This is a genomic window from candidate division WOR-3 bacterium, from assembly GCA_039804025.1.
Classification (GTDB): Bacteria; Hydrothermota; Hydrothermia; order Hydrothermales; family JAJRUZ01; genus JBCNVI01.
Genome location: JBDRZP010000006.1, coordinates 17,801 through 38,075, shown reverse-complemented (window position 1 = coordinate 38,075; position 20,275 = coordinate 17,801). Strand labels below are relative to the sequence as shown.

The following is a 20,275-nucleotide window of genomic DNA, read 5'->3' as shown; positions in this document are numbered from 1 at the left end:
CCTATTTTAATTATAAAATTTTTTTATATCTTTTTGCAAGTTTATAAAAATTTTCTTTTTTTAATTTTTTCTCTACATATTTTCTTATCTCAATCCATATAGGATGTACTGAGCATATATTTGAAAGATTGCAGTATCTTTTTTCTACTGCGCAGATGTTCATTGCAAGAGATTTTTCAAAAATTAATATAATATCAAGAAGAGAAATTTCCTCCGGTTTTTTTATTAATGAATAACCTCCCTTTATACCTCTTATTGATTTCAATATTCTATTTTTTTTAAGTTTCTGAATTATCTTTGAAAGGAATTCTTTTGGAATAAGAGTTTTTTGTGATATTTCCTTTACACTATAAATTTTTTTATTATTCTGACTCATATAAAGAACTATCCTTATCGCATAATCCGTTTCCCTTTTTATTCTCATATTTTGAATTTTTAATTATAAATTACTATAATTTTTTTATGAAAATATTTCTTTTTTTATTTTTCCTTTTAAGTTCAAATTATAAAAAAGATGAAGTAGTGGTAATATGTGAAGATGATTTAAAAACTGAAGTTTTAAATCTGATTTCTGAAAAGGGTTTTAAAATTTCTTATGTGAGTAAATACCTTCCCTTTTTTGTTGTTAAATTTGATCCAGAAAAGGAAGATATTGAAAATGTAATAGAAAAATTGAAAAATTTAAAAGGTGTTAAAAAAGTAACAAAAAATGCAATCCTCACCCCCTTTTATATACCCAATGACCCTTATTATCCTTATCAGTGGCACTTTAAAAAGATAGGAATGGAAACAGCCTGGAATTTTGGTTTTGGGAGTTCCTCAATAAGGCTCGCTGTGCTTGATGATGGATTTGCTTACAGAAATGGTCCTATTCCTTCTTATGAACAAAATGAGGTTATAAGTTCTGATGGTTATTATCACATAGCACCTGATTTACAGGGTTTAAGTGTTTTAGCTGCTTATGATTTTTACCATAATGACCCTTATCCTGACCCGTCTTCACCACATGGAACACATGTTTTGGGAACAATAGCACAGACTACTGATAACAATATAGGAGTTGCGGGAATTGCACCTTCCGTATCCATTATTCTTGCTCAGGTTTTAGGTCCTCAGGGTGGAACTGCTTCTCAGATTGCAGATGGTATTTCCTTTGCTGTTCAGAATGGTGCAAAAATTATAAATATGAGTCTTGGAGGACCACCTGGAGATTCAACAGGAATGAGTGTTATACATCTTGCTTTAAAAAATGCTTACACTCAAGGTGTTTTAGTAATAGCAGCTGCAGGCAATAGTTCTGTTTCAAAACTTTCTTATCCTGCAGCTTTTAAAGAATGTATTGCAGTAGGAGCAACAGATTATAGGGATTCCCTTTCCTATTATTCTCAATACGGCTTTGGTCTTGATATTGTAGCACCAGGAGGGGATGTAAAAGTTGATAGAAATAATGATGGCTATGCCGACGGAGTTTTACAGAATACATGTTACGAATCACAGGGAAAACCTCGTGTTGATTCCTTTGCTTACTTCTTCTTTCAAGGAACATCAATGGCTTCCCCTCATGTAGCTGGAATAGCAGCCCTTTGTCTTTCCCTTGACCAATATCTAACAAATCTTGATTTAAGGAGAATTTTAACCGGAACAGCAATTGACCTTGGAGAAAAAGGTTATGATACAATTTATGGATTTGGAAGAGTTTCTGCCCAAAAGGCGGTTTCCTTTTCTGCTCAAACTCAATACATTGTTTATCCAGGAGATGCTGATGCAAATGGAATTGTGAATGAGATGGATGTTTTACCTCTTGGAATTTACTTCGGTTTAACAGGACCTGCAAGGAACCTTGGGGATAATTTTTCCCCTCAGCCTGCTCAGAAGTGGATTCCAAGAATGGCTACTTTTGCCGATTGTAACGGTGATGGAGTAATAAATGAACAGGATGTTTTGACAATTGGTAAAAATTTTGGTCTAACTCATCCTTTGAGCTATTTTTTAAATTCCTTTTTAACTTTTATTCCAGAAATTGAAGAAAAAAGGGATTTCTTTTATTTACTTTACAGAACAAGTGATAATAAAGAAATAAAAAAATTTTTATCTGAGCTTTTGAATATTACTTATGAAGAGTCAGATGGTAAAATAGTTATTTTTGAAAGGAAAATTGAAGGTAACTTTAAGAAAATAAAAATTTTTGATATTTCAGGCAGAAAAATAAATTATAATAATATGATACCTTATAATTATAAAGGTATTTTCTTTATTTTATATAAAGAAGGTAAAATTGATAAGGAAAAAAGGGTGATTGTAAAATGAAAAAGTATATTATAATTTTCTTTTTTTTATTTTTCTTATTCTGTAAGAAGGGAGAGCCAGAAGTTATAGCGAAAGTTATAAATTTAAAACCATTTTATGTTGAGCTTTCCCTTGAAATCAAAAATTTTGATTATGTTGATTCTGTAATTATAGTGAGATTCCAGGAACCTTATTCACCTTTGAAATTTTCTTTCAGAGGTTTAATAAAAAGTTTCACAGATACTCTTTTAAACCCTGATTTTTCCTATAAATATTTGATAAAAGTAAAAGGTTCAAGTGTAAAGGAAACAAGTTTAAATGTAAAAACTCCTGTGCCTTCTGATTATATTTTAGTTCCTGAGCCCATCTATCTTGAAACTGATAAGAGTTTTAATCTTTCTCTTAAAATATATAACATTAATAAAGTTTTTGGGATTTCAGGAAGAATTCTTTTTGAAAATTCTTTTTTAAAAGTGGATAGCATAAAGAAGGGCTCTCTCTGGAGTCAGGATGATCTATTTTTCAGCACTGTGAAACAAGATACTATATTTTTTGCTGTTACAAAAAAGAGGGGTGCTCTTCCTTTTTCAGGTTCAGGAAAAGTTTTGAATGTTTATTTCTCAAAAAATAATACGGGGGTCTCAGATATAATTCCCTTCAAGATAGTTCTTACTGATTCTGATGGCAACTATCTTCCCTTACCAAAAATAAAAAAGGGTAAAATAATAATTAAATAAAAGTTAAGAAAGTAACTTGTAATAAATTTCCTCATATTTTTTAAAAATATTTTCAAAATATACCATTTTTATTTTTTCTTTTATATTTTTTTCCATTTCTTTTATTTTTTCTTTATTTTTTATTGCCTTTAAAATTTTCTCTTTTATTTCATAAGTATTGAAAGGATTCTTTATTATAAAACCTTCTTTTTCATTTTCAATTATTTCAGCGCTTCCGCAGAATTTTTTATCAGAAACAATACAAGGCGAGAGACTTTTCATGGCCTCAAAGACTACTATGGGACAAGGGTCATATAAGCTCGGGAAGATAAAAAAATCTGATGCTCTATAATAAAAGGAAATATCTTTTTTAAATCCTAAGAATTTTATTTTATTTTCCAAGTTTAATTTTTTTACCAGATAAGGATAAGGGGAATTTTTTTCATTTCCGATTATTAAAAGAAAAGCTTTTTCATTTAAATCTTTAAAGGCTTTAATTAAAAATTCCACTCCCTTTCTGTTTGTTGTTATATCACCTGCAAATAGGAAAATTGTTTTATTTTTCAAAAAGGGGTATTCTTTTAAAAGTTCTTCTTTTTCTTTTTCTGATTTAAAGGGAAATTCAGATGGATTAATGCCATTATAAATTATTTCAATTTTTGAAGGATTAACTTTTGCGAAATTGATAAGTTCTTTTTTTATTTTTTCAGAAACAGCTATTATTATTTTTGATTTTTTATAAATTAATTTTTCCAAGAAAGAAAAAAAATTATGAAAAAAATAATAGTAAATTTTTTTTATCAAAGGAAATTTAAAAAATTTTAAATATCTTTTGTAAGCAGAATGAACAAATTGGCATGTATTTATGTGATGATAAGCAAAAACATTTGGACCTGAAGCATGAATCAAATCAAATTTTTTTCTATTTCTTAAAACAAAGATTGTTGAAAATATAAGAAATATTAATGATTTTAAAAAATGAGGTCTTTCAATAATTCTTTTAATTCTGTGAAATTCTGCTTTTTTTTCTATGATCTCAGGGTCTGCACCAAAACCAAGAAGATGAACCTCATTTCCTTTTTCTAAAAAGTGTAATGCTAAATTGTAAATAAACTTAATTTCACCATTAGAATAATTATTAAATTCATGGGATATAAATAGTATTTTTAATTTTTTTTTGAAATTAAAACTCAAGCCCTCCTTCTCTTGCTCCATCAGCAAGTGCTTTTACTCTTCCATGGTATTTGTAACCAGCTCTATCGAAAACAACTTTTGTAATAGAAAGTTTCTTTGCCTTTTCTGCAATTAATTTACCTACTAAAAAAGCTTTTTTAACTTTACCCTTAATGTTTTTAATTTCATCTCTTATTTCAGGTGAAAGGGTAGAGGCTCCTGTTAATACTTTTGAGGGTCCAAAAGGTGGATCAATTATAATCTGTGCATATATATGTTTCCTTGATTTATAAACACATAATCTTGGTCTTTCAGGTGTTCCAATTACCTTTTTTCTAACTCTTTTATGTCTTCTTTTTCTTCTTAATATTTTTTCTTTTACATCCATTATTTTGCCGCTCCTGCTTTTCCGGGTTTGAGCCTTATTACTTCATCTGCATATCTTATACCTTTACCTTTATAAGGATCAGGTTCCCTTATCCTTCTGATTTCTGCAGCTACCTGTCCCACTTTCTGCTTATCAATTCCTTCAATTCTTATTTTTATATTCTGTCCTTCTCTTTTTACTTCTGCTTTGATTCCCTCAGGAATTATGTATTTCTTGGGTTCAGCATAACCTACATCAAGTATGAGTTCCTTTCCTTTTAAATCTGCCTTATAACCAGCACCTACAACAAGGAGTTCTTTAACGTATCCTTCTGTAACACCTTTAATCATATTATTTATCAGTGCCCTTGTTGTTCCGTGCATTGCCTTAGCAATTTTCTCATCATTTTTTCTTTTTACCCTGATCTCTCCATCCTTTATCTCCACTTCAACACTTTCGTGTATAACTTGCTTAAGTTCTCCTTTAGGACCTTTTACTTTTAATATATTACCGGTTAAATTAACCTCAACACCTTTTGGTATTAAAATCGGTTTTTTTCCTATTTTACTCATTTTACCATACCTCACATAAAAGTTCACCACCAATTTTTAATCTTCTTGCTTCTCTGTCTGTTATTATTCCTTTTGAAGTGGACAAAATTGCAATACCCATTCCATTATTAACCCAGGGAATATTGTCCTTTTTTACATAAATTCTCCTTCCAGGTTTTGAAACTCTTTTGACATCAGTAATTAATGGATTACCCTCTTCGTCGTATTTCAAGTGTATTATTAATTCTTTTTTAACACTTTCACCCTTAATTTCATAATCATTAATAAATCCTTCCCTTTTCAGTAATTCCGCTACCCTTTCAAGTAATTTTGAATAACTTACACTAACTTTATCTTTTTTTCTCATTAGTGCATTTTTAATTCTTATAAGCATATCAGAAATGCTATCATTAACCATTTTACCAGCTTGCCTTTTTTACTCCGGGAATTAAACCCTGAACAGCTAATTCTCTGAAGCATATTCTGCAAATACCGAATTTCCGCAGGTATCCTCTTGGTCTTCCACAAATTTTGCATCTATTTCTGTACCTTACTTTAAATTTTGGTTCATACATAAGCCATCGCATAACTTTAGCCTTTCTTGCCACTTTTTACCTCCTTTTTTCTTTCAAAGGGGAATCCAAGTTCTTCAAGAAGCCTTAAAGCTTCATAATCAGTTTTTGCGGTTGTTACAATTGCTATATCCATACCGAAATTTACTTTTACCTTATCTATATCAACCTCTGGAAAAACTATATACTCCTCGAGCCCAAAATTGTAGTTTCCTCTTCCATCAAATGAATTTCTTTTTAAACCTCTAAAATCTCTCACCCTCGGTAAGGCAAAGGTTATTGTTCTGTCAATAAATTCATAAGCCCTTTTTCCTCTTAACGTTACCTTAACTCCTATGGGCATTCCTTTTCTTAACTTATAAGCTGCAACATGTTTTTTGGCTCTTCTTATACTTGGCCATTGTCCTGTAATATTAGCCACTTCCTTCTGAATTATCTCTATTAATTTTGGATCGTTTACTGCTTCCCCATATCCCACATTAACAACTACTTTTTCAATTCTTGGAACCTCAAAGGGATTTTTATATTTGAATTCCTTCATTAACTTTGGTATCACATTTTTTCTATAATGTTCAAGTAATCTTGCCATTTTTACACCTTATCTATTGTTTCATTACATTTTTTACAGTATCTAACTTTTTTTTCTCCTTCAAACCTAAATCCCACTCTTGTTTTTTTTCCACAATTAGGGCATAAAAGTGAGACATTTGATATATGAATGGGTGCAGGCATTTCAACTATTCCATGGGGTCTATCAGCACTTATAAACCTTCTATGCCTTTTTACTATATTTACACCCTCTACTATTACTCTTTCTTTTTCCGGTAAAACCTTAATAACTTTACCAATTTTTCCTCTATCGTCTCCTGATATAACCATGACCTGGTCACCTTTTTTGATTTTCCTTGCCATTTACCATACCTCCGGAGCAAGAGAAACAATTTTCATAAATCTTTTTTCCCTTAATTCTCTTGCTACTGGACCAAAGACTCTTGTTCCCTTTGGCTCTCCACTTGGATCAATAATAACTGCTGCATTATCATCAAATCTTATTGTTGAACCATCTTTCCTATTTATTTCTTTTTTTGTTCTAACAATTACAACCCAAACCTTTTCACCTTCCTTTATCTGTGAGCCTGTTCCTATTTTTTTGACAGTTGCTCTGCATATATCTCCCACAGTGCCATATTTTCTTGAACTCCCGCCAAGAACCCTAATTACCATTACTTCAAGAGCACCTGTATTGTCAGCAACTTTAAGTCTTGATTGCTGCTGTATCATTTTTCCCCTCCTTCTTCCTCAAATCCTGGTGCCCTTTCAATTATTTCAACAACTCTCCATCTTTTCAATTTTGAAAGCGGTCTTGTTTCCATAATTCTTACCTTATCTCCTATTTTACATTCATTTTTTTCATCATGAGCATAGAATTTTTTCCTTTTCTTTATTTCCTTTTTATACAAAGGATGCCTCACCCGTCTTTCTACAAGCACAACGACGGTTTTATCCATTTTATCAGAAACAACTATACCGGTAAATTCCTTCCTTTTTCCTTTCATGGTTGTTTTAAAAGTTAAATTATAAGAGTTTATTTTTTAAAATTCAAGTATAGAATTATAACAAAATTTTTTTCAAAAATCAAATTTCTATAATAGCTTGACTTTTGTAAAATTTTTTTTTAAAATTGTAGGTTGAAAATTTTTAATTTAAAATAATAAAATATTAGAATACTATGAAAACGATTAGATGGGCTTTAATTTTGATCCTCAGTGGGGGATGCTTTTATTATTCCCCAGAGTCGGATCCTTATAAAATAGAAATTCCTATTGAAGAAACTATGAATAAACCTGAGCTTCAAAAGGTTTCACTTATATTGGAAGTAGTGGATGCAAAAACCATGCAAAATATCCCAGATGTTAAACTGGTTATACTTGGTACCCCTTTACCGCCTTATACTCTCGAAAAGGGAAAAAAAGAATTAATAATTCCTCCCGGAAGATACAGATTTAAATTTTCTGCTAAAAATTATAAAGATGTAATTAAAGAAATTAATGTTTTTCAAAATACATCACTTACCTTTTATCTTGAAAAAGAAGAGGTGGAAAAATGATTTTAAAACTGTTTATTGTTTCATATCTTGTATTATTTGAGGGATATTCAAAACTTTTTAAGTTTGTGAGACCCGTTAAAAGTGTTGCTATCGGTAATCCTGATATTCTGGGAATGAGACTCCTTTCTGACCGAGAAGTTTTACTGAATGCGATGAAGGAAGGTGTAACAAACATTATAATTTTTACAGACAGGGGAACACAGGAAATAGAGTGTGTAATAAAAAAGAGAGATCCTCTCCAATTTTATAAACCTAAAACCTTAAGAACTGATGTTTGGGTTCTTGAAGTGGAAAGAAGCATTAATACTGATTATGGTTGGGAGTGGCTAAAGCAAATCGGATTTTCAGAATATAAAATTCCAGAAACTTTTCCTCTCGATATAGGACCAATAAAGAGAACAACTAATTTATCAAGTACACTTAATTTTCTTGAGGAAAAAGGTGTATTGAAAATCTTATCCAATCCATCCCTTGTGGTTCTTGAAGACAAAACATCAGAATTTCTGAGTGGCGGAGAGATACCTGTAGTGATAGCACAGGCACTTGGAACTGCTACTATTGAATGGAAAGAATACGGTGTAAAACTTAAAATTTCAGGTAAACTTGATGATGAAGGTTATATAATATTAAATTTGGAACCAGAAATTTCTGATCTTGATTATGCAAATGCTGTTACTTTTCAAGGAGCTGTTGTACCAGCTATAAGGAAGAATAGTGCAAAAGTTGAAGTTAAACTCTTACCAGGTGAGAGTATTCTGATAGGGGGCTTAAAAAGAAAAAATGTTCAGGAATTTAGAAGTTATTTACCAATCCTCGGTAAAATTCCTTTACTTGGGAAGCTACTATTTTCAAGGGTTACTCGTAATGATGTTATAAAGGATGTGGTTTTTATTGTCACGCCTTATGTATTACCCTATGAAAGAGGAGCAGCACAGATTCATATTTTTAAAGGGACAAAAACAAAGGAATTTTATATTCCTACAAAAATTATTGATGGTAATACCTATTTTGAACTTTCAGATTTATTTAAAAAAGAACTTGATATTGGATATAAATGGATAGAGGAAGGAAAGTTGGCTGAAATAAATTTTGGTAAAAGACAATCTTTCTTATCAGTTGAAAAGTCAACTCTTGAGATGGATGGGGTTGCTTTTCCGCTTCAGCCTGAGGTAAAAATTATTGATAAAGTTTTATTTGTTCCCTTTTCCTTTTTTGAAACGATAGGTTTATCAGGATTTTGGGACCCTTACACAAATGATTTCTATGTTCTTGAGACCTTGAAAGAAAAAGAGTAGTTATGAAGAAATATGCTTTGATAGGTGCAAAGGGAGGTGTAGGGGTATCTGTTTTGTCCTCACTTTTATCTTATGAAATTTCTCTGAAAAAAAAGAGTGCACTTTTAATTGAAGCAGAAAATCACGGGGATCTTCCCTACATTTTCGGCTCAGATTCAAAGAAGAGTTTTAAAGAAGCCCTTGATAGTTTCAAAAAGGAGAAAAAGTTTAAAGGTGAATTTATATACGGTTATTCTTCTTATCCCTCAAAACTTCATATGATATTTTCTAAAACTGGTGAAATATGGGATAAGGAATACGAATTTATAAGTCCCTTATTAAAGAGAATTGAGCCTGATTATGATTATGTGCTTTTTGATTGTGGGCACACCATTGATGAAAAAATTTTGAATATTCTTGATGTTGTGGATCTAATTTTTGTTGTAATGAAAAATGATTTTCTATCACTTGCAAAATCAAAGAATTTAAGGGAAATTTTCAGATTAAGGTATTATCCTCCCCAGAAGATAGAATATGTAATAAACTTCTTTAATGAAGAGGGAATTTCTCTTGAAGAAATAGAAAAGATTTTGGAAAAAGAGGTTCTTTTTATTTTACCGGAGGATGAGTCAGTTTTAAGTATTACTGAATTTGGTTTTGATACAGGCAAGGAAAAGATCTCACAGGTCATTAAAGATAAAATTAAGGAGATTTCAAGTTTTATTTTAGGTGAATTAAAGAGGGAAGATTTTTTGGAAAAGAGGAAAGAGGTAAAAAGAGATTTTTTAAGTGGTATTTTTAAAAGAAGGAAAAGAGAAGATAAAGATGAGAAAAAAGTAACAGAGGTAGTAGCTGAATCAAGACCAGTTGAGAGTGTTATAGTGGAAGAAGTTGTAGAAGAGGTTCCTTTTGAAGTAAAAAAGTTAATCCATGCACATATTATCAGAGAAATGACATTATCTGGTGAACTTACAGCAACAGTGGAGAGTGCTGCATCGAGAGAAGAAATTAGAAAAAAGGTGGAAAAGTTAATAGTGGAAAAATTGGATGAATTTAATATTCCTTTACCGTCTCAAGAGGTTAGAAAAAAATTTGTGGAGGATATGATAAAAGAAATACTCGGACTTGGTCCACTTGAAGATCTTCTTGCTGATCCTGAGGTTACTGAAATTATGGTTAATGCTCCTAATAAGATTTACATAGAAAAAGGAGGAAAAATTTATTTGACTGATAGAAGCTTTTTCAATGAAGCTCAACTGAGGATGGTGATAGAAAGAATTGTTGCACCAATTGGAAGAAGGGTTGATGAGGCTTCCCCTCTATGTGATGCAAGATTGCCTGATGGTTCAAGAGTAAATATAACACTTCCTCCTGTTTCTATTGACAGTCCCACGATAACTATAAGAAAATTTAGGAAAGAACCATTCACCTATAAGGATCTCATTAATTTTGGTTCTATAGCAGATTTTATGGTTGATTTTTTAAAAGCTTGTGTATATGTAAAGAAAAATATAGTTGTGGCAGGTGGAACTGGTTCAGGTAAAACAACCCTTTTAAATGTTTTATCTTCATTCATTCCTGAGGATGAAAGGATAGTCACGATTGAAGATACTGCTGAGCTGAGACTCCAGCAACCTCATATAGTAAGACTTGAAGCAAGACCACCCAATATAGAGGGAAAAGGAGAAATCACAATAAGAGATCTTGTTAGAAATGCTTTAAGAATGAGACCCGATAGGATAATAGTTGGTGAGTGTAGAGGAGGAGAAGCACTTGATATGCTCCAGGCTATGAACACAGGGCATGAGGGGTCATTAACAACAGTTCACGCAAACTCACCAAGGGATACATTATACAGGCTTGAAACAATGGTTTTAATGGCTGGAACTGAGCTTCCTGTTTCAGCAATAAGAAATTACATTGCTTCTGCCATTGATTTTATAGTTTTTGTAGAAAGAATGAGAGATGGAAAAAGGAGGGTTACAAAAATATCAGAGATTACAGGTATTGAGGGAGATATAATAACAATGCAGGATATATTTATTTTTAAACAGAAGGGGGTCTCCGAAAAAGGTGAGATTATAGGTGAATTTATGGGGACTGGAATAAGACCAAAAGTTCACGAAGAGTTTGAAATTAAGGGTGTTAAAATTGATCAGAGTATATATTATAAAGGGAGGAAAGAGGAATCATGGTAACTTTAATTCTGATTATCCTTTCAATTATAGGTGCTATTTATATTTTAATAATTTTTCTTGAAGAATTCTTTATCTATTATATAAGGAATATTCAGCAAAAACTGGATCCTGCTGATTTTCCTGTTAAAAATTTTATTTTACTTGAATTCAGAGTTTTGTTTGCTCTCTCCATTATTACATACCTCTTTCTTGGTAAAAATCTTGTTACAAAAATTTTTGTTATAGTTTTATTTGCGGTTCTTATAATTATTTTCTTCCCTCAGTATGCTTATACGATAAGGAATAAATGGATAGAGAAATTTAATGACCAACTGGAGGAAGGGATGAGATTAATTGTGAGTGGATTGAGGGCTGGTCTTGGTTTTAATCACTGTTTAAGGATAGTTGTTCAGCAGATGCCTCCTCCAATGAAAACAGAATTTAAAAGGGTTCTTGATGAGGTTTCTCTTGGGGTACCTCTTGAGGAAGCTCTTCATCATCTGGAAGAAAGGATTCCTTCAAGAGAACTTAAAATATTTACAAGTGCGGTAATTTTGCAGAGGAAAACTGGCGGTTCTCTTGTTGATGTTCTTTCAGGTATAGCAGATACAATAAAAGCAAGAAGAAGATTGAAAAGAAGGATAGATACCCTTACTGCGGAAGGAAGGTTATCAGCAATAGTCCTTACTCTTTTACCCCTTTTTTTGTTAATTTTATTAAGAATAACACAACCAGACCTTTTTGCCCCCATGCTTGAAGAACCTATCGGTATTTTAATGCTTTTTATAGCAGCATTGCTTGATTTAATAGCAGCCCTTTGGATAAGAAAAATAATTACTATAGAAATATGATACTTTTAATTTTTATATTATCTTTTATTGCTTTTTATTACCTTGTTCTCTCTTTTATTCCTTCACCTGAAGAAGTTGCTTTATCTTCACGTCTTGAGAGATTAAGGAGAAGGAGGGTTAGAATTGAAATTGCCTCAAAAATTCTTGCTTACTTGGCCCCCTTTGCCGAGATAATTGTTAAGATTTTAAAAAGATATCTACCAGAGGATTATTTACATTCTCTTGAAAGGAAAATGGAAATGGCGGGAGAAAGAGGTAAACCTGTGGAAGCAGTTCTTATGGAAAAAGTAATAAGTGGTTTTGTATTTTTTGTTGTTTCAATTATAATAATGATGCTTATTTTTAATGCACCTTTTTCTTTCAGTCTTGTTATGGGATTTGTAGTTCTTTTTGTGGGATTTTTTTATAAGGATTTTAGTTTAAACCAGGAGATAAAAAGGAGACATTATTTAATACAAAAAGATCTTGGTGATGCATTAGACCAATTAAACACAGCAGTACAGGCAGGTTTGGGATTCAATGCAGCTTTTCAGTATGTAACAGAAGCCATGCACCCATGTCCACTCAGAGAAGAATTTGCCTTAATGCTCTCGGAGCTTAGATTAGGTAAAAAAAGGACTGAGGCTTTAAGAGCCCTTGCTGATAGAACTCAACATCCAGATCTTACACTTGTAGCAATTACAATAGCCCATGGTGAGGAGCTTGGTGCACCAATAACCCAGACATTAGCTTCTCTTGCTGATGAAGTTAGAAGGAAGAGATGGGATCAAGCAGAAGAAAAAGCTGCAAAAACCCCTGTTCTTATAGTAATACCCACAATTCTTTTAATTTTGCCTACAATATTTATTATAATTTTTGGTCCTTTTGTTTTATATTATCTATTCGGAGGAGGTATGTAAAATGAAAGGTTTTTTATTTTTTATAATACTTATAAATCAGAGCCCTGAAGAAAGGGCTGATCTTTACATAAAGCTTGCTGATTATAAAAATGCTGTAATGGAATATTCTGATTTGATTTTTAAAAAACCTGAAGATAAAAAATTAAGAGAAAAACTCTTATTCAGTGCAAATAAATATATTGAAAAAAATTCTCTGAAAATTGATAAAAAAATTTTGGAAAAAGCTTTATTTAAATATAATAACGGAGAACTTGATTCTGCCTTATATCTATCAAAAATTTTATACGACAAATTTTATTTTGATCCTGAAATAATTAATTTTTACCAAAAATGTTTATGGACTGTTGATACTTTAAGGAAGCTTTATTCGCTTTTAATTAATACTGAAAGGAGAAAAGACTATCAGTCAGCCCATAAGCTTGCCCTTGAGATTAAAAATATTTATCCCAGTTACCCTGAAATTGAAGAAAAAATCAATTATTACTTTAGCAAAATACCGAAGGTTGAAGAGAAAAAACCCTTGACAGTTGAAAGAAGGGAGGTAGTGAAAAAACCTGTTGAAAGACCTGTTGAAGCTGAAAAGGCTATTAAGGTGGAAGAAGATGTTCAGGCAAAAGTTCAGGAACTTTATAAAAGAGGTGTTTCACTTTACAGTGAGGGAAAATTAGAAGAAGCAAGGGAAATTTTTAGAGAGATACTAAAAATTGATCCTCAAAATACAAAGGTAAGGAGAAATCTTGCAGTTATAGAGGAAAGATTAAGGGGGAGGAGATAATGGAAAGAAGAAACTTTATTATTACAGGGCTTTTTATATCTGTAATTTCTTTAGTTATTCTATTATATTTCTTTGGAAGGTGGGTCTTAAATGAAACAAATAGATGGCTAACAAGTGATGCGGAAAATTTTTCCAATGCAGTTTTTAGCAGTCTTGTGGAAAGTATAAAAATTCCCTGGGAAACAGGAGATGAGATAAGTTTAAGTTACATTGTATCTCGTATGAAAAAGGAAAATAGAGATATCGAAGAAATTTCAATAATTGATAGAGAAAATACTATAATTGCCCATACGAATACTGACTATATTTTGAGTAAATTTAAATTTCCAGATGAAGCCCCCTTTGATTTAAGAGGGGTTGGTTTTTCAATAAGGAATGATAAAGTATATATATATAAGCCCACTTTAAGCACCCTTGGTGATACTTTAGGTTATATATACCTTACATTAAAACCAAGATCTTTAAGAGAGGGAAGAGATTCTCTAAGAAGAATCCTTTTTCTTTTTGTTGTAGCGCTCTCTGCTTTATTTCTTTTTTTATCTGCAATACTTGTTTTTATTTCAACACCAGTTGAGAGAAGGAAAATAATTTTTGAACCCAAATATTCTGATTTCCTTTCTTATCATATTCCTGAATCTGGTGGATATAAACCAGAGGGATGGTCCCTTTATCCTTTTTATGAAAAAGGAGAAATTCCAAATATTTTTTATAAAGTTTTTAGAATTTCTCCTGAAAGATGGGGAATCTTTAGTTTCCAGATAATAAGTGGTGGTTATACCTGGTCAATTTTATTTCCCTTTATAAATTCTTTTCTCGATAAATACCTTTTCACAGAGGAGGACCCTTTTGTTGTTTTGAAAAATTTGCAGGATGAATTTTCAAAGCTTATGATAAATGATGGTATTGTTGAGGGTTCTCTTTTATTTTTTGATGAGGAAAAAAGTAAAATAAGAGGGGCAAGTTTCGGTGACCATATTCTTTATAGAAAAAGAAATAATGAAATCCTTCCCGTCTATGAACCAGCAAGATTTTATGATTTTTCAATCAGAGCTTCAGAGGTAAGATACTTTGAAATTGAAAGAGAAGACTTTTTAATTTTAGTTACTGGTAATTTTTACAGATGGTTTAGATTTAATGAACTTATTGAAAAAATTAAAGATATAAGGGATGAAGAGGATATTAAAAAAGTTATTGAAAATTTTAAATTTTTGTATGAAGAAAGTAAAATTAAAGAAGGCATTTTGCTTTTATTCTTAAAGAAAATAAAGGAGGTAGAGGGATGAATTTATTTGTCTTTTTTCTTTTATCCCAAACTATTTCAACACTTGTAGGAGGAGATTATATAAAGTCTTTTCCTTCTGGAAAATATATATACGAGGTTTCTCAGAGAGGTGTTGCTATTATAAATGTAGAAAACCCACAGGATCCTTTTACCGAATATGAAATACCAACACAAGGAATATCCATGGATCTTGCAATCTCAGGTAATAATCTTTATATTCTTGATTCACAGGAAGGAATTATAGTTTATTCTTTAAAAGAGAGAGTGAAGAAAAATACATTCAAAGTTAAAAATGCAAATTCAATTATTTCAATTCCTCCTTACTTATATGTCGGGACATCTGATGGTTTTATTGAAATATACGAAGTAAACGGATTTAATTTAAAGGGAAAAGGTAAAATTAAGTTAAATGGGCCCCTAAATTCAATTCAAATTGCTCCACAGGGATTAGTAGCACTTATTTCTGACTCAATTTTATCTCATATAAAATTTTTGAAAGAAGGTAACATAACCGTAGGTGAAGAATATGTATCTCCATCAAAGCTTACAAAATTTTTAGTTCTTGATACCCTCATTTTATTTGGTAAAAAGGAGGGAGGATTTTACCTTGGAAAGTTTTCAAAACCCTTTATAGAGATAGTAAAGGAAATTATTCCAACCTACGTAATTACAGGTCTTCAGATCTATGGATCCCAGGTTTTTGTGGGAACAGAGGATGGAAGGTTATATTTACTTAGTTACCCTGATTTGAATATTATTTCAACAGCCCAATTGGTTGGTCAGATTAATGATTTTGTTGCTATTGGTAATATACTTATGGCTTCAGTTGGAAGAGCTGGTATTTCTGTTTTAAGATTACCAGAGCTGGAAGAGATCAAAACTCTTGGTGGTTTTGGTTCCCTTGTATCTGCCAATATAATGACGAGGGAAGTACTTTATCTTCTTGATCCTCTTCTTGGAATAAGATTTATATCTTTCTTCTCTCCCCATGATCCTCAAAAAGAAGAAGAAACTGAGCTTTTTGGAACTTTTGTGAAAATTTTAAAATTTAAAGATTTGATAATAGCAGCAATAAGAGAAGGTGGAATATGGATTTTAAATGCTGATAGAATAAATGAGATAAGAGGGTTTCTCCCAATAGAAGGTTTTGTGAATGATTGTATAAACATTGAAAATAAAATTTTTGTTGCAACTGAGAAGGGTATTATTGGTCTTGAATATAAAGATGGAAAACTATCTGAAACTTTTAGTATTAAGACAGATACAAAAACTTTAAAGTTAATTCAGATTGGTAAAAAATTTGCAAGTCTTCAGGAAAATGGTCTTTTTATTTATGATTATGACGGTAAAATCATAGAACACAAAATGGACATCTCACCTTACTTATACACCTTAAGAGGTAGAGAGGTTTTTGTATGTGATATGACTGGGAAACTTTACAAATTTGAAGAGACACTTCAAAATATGAGTTTTCTTTTTTCTATAAAAGTTCCTGTTACTGATTTTGTTGTTGGTAAAAACGAAATATATGTTGCCGATGCAACTAATAAAATAAGAGTTTACTCAATACCCGCAAAAAATTTGAAGTTCAGTTTTGATTTACCTGAGCCAGTTTATTATTTAAAAATGAAGTATCCTTATCTTTTTATCTATGGTGTTAGTGATAGAATTTTCATATATAATGTTGGGAAAGATGTACCTGAGTTTGTAAATAGTATAAGAACGAAGAAAAGTATAAGATCACTTGATTTTTCGGAATCAGGTATTTATGTTGGGGAAGAAAGATTTATAGAAACTTACAGATTCTATAGATTTGAAGCACCAACAGAAATCTCATATTATTTAACTTACGGAGAACTTTACAGAGCGGTGCCTTTGAAAGAAGATAATGTCCTATATATTGCTGGAGGTTCTTCGGGTTTAATAGGAATTGATTTAACAAATATTTATTCTCCTGAACTCTTCTTTCATCACATACCTTCAGAAGGAGTAACTTATGATATTCTGATTTCTCAGAGGTTTTTAATATGTGCTAACCTTGAAGGAGGAATAGAGGTTTTTGAGCTTCTCTCTAATAAAAAACCTAAGTTTTTTACAAAAATTAAAGGTGATGTTCTTTCAATTGATGTAGTTAATAATACTTTTCTGGTTGCTGGAGATAGAACGGGTATTATAAAGGTTTATGATATGCGTGGCGGTGTGTTCTCACAGATTTCCGAATTTTCGGAATTAAAATTTCCGGTACTTGATCTTGAATCATTTGGTAATTATGTTTATGCTTCTTTTGGAGATGAAGGTATAGGAATAATTGATATGAGTGTTCCCCATTTCCCAAGATTGAAAAAAATAATAAATCCCGGATTTCCTGTATTTAGATTGAAAATTCTTGATGATCGGGTATTTGCCATATGTGGTGCTTATGGTGTGATTGAGTATAAATTAAAAGAAGATGGAGATTTAATTTATTTAAATCATATAGATACTCCCGGAAATGCCCAAGATGTAAATAAAATGGAGGATTATTATTTAATTTCTGATACTTATGGGCTTGAAATATATAGAAGGAGGTAAAAAATGAGACCAAATGTAAGGAGACTTTTAATAGCCTTATCTTTGGCTGGGATAGCTTCTCTTTTATTAATAAGCTATATTCAGGATGTGGAAAGGAAGACTTTAATGAAGGGTGCCCCTGAGAGAGTTCTTGTAGCAAAAAAAGATATAAGCTCAAGAACAATTATTTCAGAAGATCTAGTGGAATACAGGGAAATTCCTAAACCATTTATAGAACCACTTGCGGTTTCAAATATTGGTGAAATTATCGGAATGGTTGCAATTACTGATATAAGGAAAGGGGAACAAATAACAAAAAATTTACTCTTACCTTTACAGACTTGGACAGTTCTTTCTTCCCTTATACCTGAAGGTTATAGAGCTATAACAATTCATGTAGATGAGGTTTCAGGAGTCGGAGGGTTAATACTTCCTGGAGATGAGGTAGATGTAGTAGCAACCTTTTCTCTTGAAGATTTAAGGAGATACATTCCAGAACAAGAGCTTGAACGATATTTAAGAAGTCCTCAGCTTTACAGGGTAAAAGGACCATATTCTTCTTTTGCGACAATTACATATAAGGCAGTTAGGGTACTTGCAGTTGGAAGATCACTTCTTGCTTTACCACCAACAGTTACAGAGAAAAAAACTGGTTTTATGGGAATGCCAGAAACATATGAAGCGGGAAGTGTTTCATCTGTGACTTTTGCGGTTCCAAAGGAAATCGCAAAAGAACTTGCTCTTCTTGAAAAAGTTGCAAATATTAGACTTGTTTTGAGGTCTGTGAGAGAGATAAAACTTCCGGGTGAAGATACAATAATAGAGAAACCATTAACTGTATTTGATATTTTAGAAAAATATACTCCAAAGCCAAAACCCAAAAAAGTTGCGAAGGCAGCACAAACCTCCCAGGTTTCTCCTTATTCTTATATAAATATATATAAAAGAACGGATTTGGAACAGGTAAAACTAAGAGGAAGTGAAGTAGTTGAACAAAAACCTTGGGAAGAAGGAAGAAGGGAAAGATTTGAACCTGGTAAAATTATGGAAACCTTTATGGGTTCTTATATGAAAGGAATAGAAAATGTTTTAAAACAGGCAGGTGTTAAAGTCCCTGCTAATTTACAAGTTCCCTGCGATACCTGTTTCTGATAAAATATATTAAAAAAATAAGTCCTGAAAAAATAGTTAAAAGATTTGAATATTTTGTAAAAAGGAAATCGAAAACTGAAGCCTTTTTAACTTTTTTATCTTTTATAGGTTTAAGATTTTTCTTTGAAACTTTATTAGAATCTGCACATGCTGTTGAAAATAAGTTTGATTTTATTTTACATTTTTACCTCTTTTTTGTAGCGCTTTTCATTTTGATTTATATTTATTTAAGGTTTTTTTTTGAAAAAGAATTTATATTTAAACTTATATGTTATGGTTTTTTTATTATAATACTTCCACCTTTTGTTGATTACATACTATCAGCTGGAAAAGGTTTTGTTTTGAGCTATTTAACAAAAACTTCACAAATACCTACTATATATTTTTCTCTCTTTACTTCACCTTTCACAGTAACCTTTGGTGCAACACCGGGAGTTAAAATTGAAGTTTTAATTATTGATTTTTTTCTTTCTATTTATATTTTTTTTAGATTAAGTGGAATTAAAAAGAAGGTAATACCGATTTTAAATTTTTTTATCTTTCCTTTTTTCCCTCTTCTTTTGAGCTCAATTTTTGCTATAGAAGAACTTTATTATTATTCACTTGTTACACCAATTTTTATTGCAAAGCCTACAATTCCAAATCTTTTTTTTATAATAATAATCTTAGTTCTTTCTTTTTTTGCTTTTAAGGAATATTTCCCAGAAAAAGTAAATATTTTTTCCTTTATATTTTCTTTTATAACTCTTTTAGTAATTGTTTTATATTCTATTAAAATTAGTGAATTTGTTCCGAGATTTCTCTTTTTGCCTGGTAATATCCTTTATATTATATTACAAACCCTCTCGGTGTTTTTTTTATACATATCCTTTAATAGAGAAAAACTATACATTTTACCTTTAATCCTGTCCTTTCTCTTGATTTCTATCCAATCTTCAGCTACAATAGTTGCTTTTTTTGTTTTTTCAGTATGTTTTTATGTTTACAGAAATTATCCCTTCCTATATAACTTTTTGTTTTTAATTTATTCTTTAATTATAGGACTTACTTTCTTTGCTCTTGGAAGTAAAATTCCTTTTCCTGATTTTAAAAATCATATTTTCAGATTATCAGCCGATTTCTATAAGAAAGAGAAAAAATATGCTAAAGCAATTAATCTTTTATCAAGGATTTCCAAAAAGGAATTCTATGATTACTTTAAATTATCAGAGTTATCTTTTTTAAATGGGGATTTTGTAGATTTTGATATTTTTCTTGAAATAGCACAGATTAAATATATTTCAGCCCCTCCTCACTATAGATCAATAGATCAGCGGGTAGATTTCTGGAAACTGGAAAAGGAAAGATTTTTAAAAGAGAAAGATTACTCCCTTTTATATATGACAGCACTCTCTGTTTTAAATCCAAGAGTTGAAAGTGAAAATATACTTAAATTTCTTTATGAATTGAGTGATAATATTGAAGAGAGAGAAAAATTAAAATTAAAAAGATTCTTATCTATATATGGGTATAAAAAGTTTTCCACATACCCTTGACAGGAAAA

At 31.1% G+C, this 20,275-nt stretch carries 22 protein-coding genes; 12 read left to right on the top strand and 10 right to left on the bottom strand.

Annotated features, from left to right (window positions below):
• Positions 1 to 10: 10 nt before the first annotated feature.
• Positions 11 to 424, bottom strand: a complete 414-nt coding sequence (locus tag ABIN73_03330) for an Rrf2 family transcriptional regulator (protein ID MEO0268755.1) — start codon at positions 422 to 424, stop codon at positions 11 to 13.
• Positions 425 to 462: 38 nt separating this feature from the next.
• On the opposite strand from ABIN73_03330, the gene ABIN73_03325 reads away from it, so the two are divergent.
• Both ABIN73_03325 and ABIN73_03320 read left to right on the top strand, forming a co-directional pair.
• Positions 463 to 2,307 (top strand): S8 family serine peptidase, encoded by a 1,845-nt coding sequence (locus ABIN73_03325; GenBank protein MEO0268754.1) that lies wholly within the window; start codon positions 463 to 465, stop codon positions 2,305 to 2,307.
• Entirely contained in the window at positions 2,304 to 3,023 is a 720-nt protein-coding gene (locus ABIN73_03320) for a cohesin domain-containing protein (protein MEO0268753.1), read from the top strand. The genes ABIN73_03325 and ABIN73_03320 overlap by 4 nt, the downstream gene beginning before the upstream one ends.
• A gap of 3 nt (positions 3,024 to 3,026) precedes the next feature.
• On the opposite strand, the gene ABIN73_03315 is transcribed toward ABIN73_03320, so the two are convergent.
• The 9 genes from ABIN73_03315 to rpsQ are packed head-to-tail and all read right to left on the bottom strand — an operon-like array spanning position 3,027 to position 7,221.
• Positions 3,027 to 4,196 carry a glycosyltransferase family 4 protein gene (locus tag ABIN73_03315; GenBank protein ID MEO0268752.1) on the bottom strand — a complete coding sequence of 390 codons (1,170 nt, stop codon included), beginning with the start codon at positions 4,194 to 4,196 and terminating at the stop codon, positions 3,027 to 3,029.
• Positions 4,186 to 4,563, bottom strand: a complete 378-nt coding sequence (gene rplR, locus ABIN73_03310; GenBank protein ID MEO0268751.1) for a 50S ribosomal protein L18 — start codon at positions 4,561 to 4,563, stop codon at positions 4,186 to 4,188. The genes ABIN73_03315 and rplR overlap by 11 nt, the downstream gene beginning before the upstream one ends.
• On the bottom strand, positions 4,563 to 5,114 hold the full coding sequence (rplF, locus tag ABIN73_03305; protein ID MEO0268750.1) for a 50S ribosomal protein L6: 552 nt from the start codon (positions 5,112 to 5,114) through the stop codon (positions 4,563 to 4,565). Before rplF ends, rplR begins: the two co-directional genes overlap by 1 nt.
• Position 5,115: 1 nt before the next feature.
• Positions 5,116 to 5,511, bottom strand: a complete 396-nt coding sequence (gene rpsH, locus ABIN73_03300) for a 30S ribosomal protein S8 (GenBank protein ID MEO0268749.1) — start codon at positions 5,509 to 5,511, stop codon at positions 5,116 to 5,118.
• A gap of 1 nt (position 5,512) precedes the next feature.
• Positions 5,513 to 5,701 carry a type Z 30S ribosomal protein S14 gene (locus tag ABIN73_03295; GenBank protein ID MEO0268748.1) on the bottom strand — a complete coding sequence of 63 codons (189 nt, stop codon included), beginning with the start codon at positions 5,699 to 5,701 and terminating at the stop codon, positions 5,513 to 5,515.
• Positions 5,685 to 6,254, bottom strand: coding sequence for a 50S ribosomal protein L5 (rplE, locus tag ABIN73_03290; protein MEO0268747.1), 570 nt, complete (start codon positions 6,252 to 6,254; stop codon positions 5,685 to 5,687). The genes ABIN73_03295 and rplE overlap by 17 nt, the downstream gene beginning before the upstream one ends.
• A 2-nt stretch (positions 6,255 to 6,256) precedes the next feature.
• The gene (gene rplX, locus ABIN73_03285) at positions 6,257 to 6,577 is read right to left on the bottom strand and encodes a 50S ribosomal protein L24 (protein MEO0268746.1); all 321 of its coding nucleotides are present in this window, start codon (positions 6,575 to 6,577) and stop codon (positions 6,257 to 6,259) included.
• A complete protein-coding gene (rplN, locus tag ABIN73_03280) occupies positions 6,578 to 6,946 on the bottom strand; it encodes a 50S ribosomal protein L14 (protein MEO0268745.1) in 369 nt (122 codons plus the stop codon). It lies immediately after the preceding gene.
• Positions 6,943 to 7,221: a 30S ribosomal protein S17 gene (gene rpsQ / locus ABIN73_03275; GenBank protein ID MEO0268744.1), complete on the bottom strand. Its 279-nt coding sequence runs from the start codon at positions 7,219 to 7,221 to the stop codon at positions 6,943 to 6,945. The genes rplN and rpsQ overlap by 4 nt, the downstream gene beginning before the upstream one ends.
• Positions 7,222 to 7,394: 173 nt before the next feature.
• Here rpsQ and ABIN73_03270 point away from each other — a divergent pair, with 173 nt between their 5' ends.
• The 10 genes from ABIN73_03270 (at position 7,395) to ABIN73_03225 (ending at position 20,267) form a co-directional block, all read left to right on the top strand.
• Positions 7,395 to 7,772 (top strand): hypothetical protein, encoded by a 378-nt coding sequence (locus ABIN73_03270; protein MEO0268743.1) that lies wholly within the window; start codon positions 7,395 to 7,397, stop codon positions 7,770 to 7,772.
• A complete protein-coding gene (locus tag ABIN73_03265) occupies positions 7,769 to 9,067 on the top strand; it encodes a pilus assembly protein N-terminal domain-containing protein (protein ID MEO0268742.1) in 1,299 nt (432 codons plus the stop codon). The genes ABIN73_03270 and ABIN73_03265 overlap by 4 nt, the downstream gene beginning before the upstream one ends.
• Before the next feature lie 2 nt (positions 9,068 to 9,069).
• The gene (locus tag ABIN73_03260) at positions 9,070 to 11,244 is read left to right on the top strand and encodes an ATPase, T2SS/T4P/T4SS family (protein ID MEO0268741.1); all 2,175 of its coding nucleotides are present in this window, start codon (positions 9,070 to 9,072) and stop codon (positions 11,242 to 11,244) included.
• Positions 11,238 to 12,074 (top strand): type II secretion system F family protein, encoded by an 837-nt coding sequence (locus ABIN73_03255; protein MEO0268740.1) that lies wholly within the window; start codon positions 11,238 to 11,240, stop codon positions 12,072 to 12,074. Before ABIN73_03260 ends, ABIN73_03255 begins: the two co-directional genes overlap by 7 nt.
• Positions 12,071 to 12,973, top strand: a complete 903-nt coding sequence (locus ABIN73_03250) for a type II secretion system F family protein (GenBank protein ID MEO0268739.1) — start codon at positions 12,071 to 12,073, stop codon at positions 12,971 to 12,973. The genes ABIN73_03255 and ABIN73_03250 overlap by 4 nt, the downstream gene beginning before the upstream one ends.
• A 1-nt stretch (position 12,974) precedes the next feature.
• Entirely contained in the window at positions 12,975 to 13,748 is a 774-nt protein-coding gene (locus tag ABIN73_03245; protein ID MEO0268738.1) for a tetratricopeptide repeat protein, read from the top strand.
• Complete coding sequence (locus tag ABIN73_03240; protein MEO0268737.1) at positions 13,748 to 15,031, top strand: hypothetical protein; 1,284 nt, start codon at positions 13,748 to 13,750, stop codon at positions 15,029 to 15,031. The genes ABIN73_03245 and ABIN73_03240 overlap by 1 nt, the downstream gene beginning before the upstream one ends.
• Positions 15,028 to 17,601, top strand: coding sequence for a hypothetical protein (locus ABIN73_03235; GenBank protein MEO0268736.1), 2,574 nt, complete (start codon positions 15,028 to 15,030; stop codon positions 17,599 to 17,601). Before ABIN73_03240 ends, ABIN73_03235 begins: the two co-directional genes overlap by 4 nt.
• Before the next feature lie 3 nt (positions 17,602 to 17,604).
• Positions 17,605 to 18,732 carry a Flp pilus assembly protein CpaB gene (cpaB, locus tag ABIN73_03230; protein ID MEO0268735.1) on the top strand — a complete coding sequence of 376 codons (1,128 nt, stop codon included), beginning with the start codon at positions 17,605 to 17,607 and terminating at the stop codon, positions 18,730 to 18,732.
• 212 nt (positions 18,733 to 18,944) lie between these two features.
• Positions 18,945 to 20,267, top strand: a complete 1,323-nt coding sequence (locus ABIN73_03225; GenBank protein MEO0268734.1) for a hypothetical protein — start codon at positions 18,945 to 18,947, stop codon at positions 20,265 to 20,267.
• Positions 20,268 to 20,275: the final 8 nt, after the last annotated feature.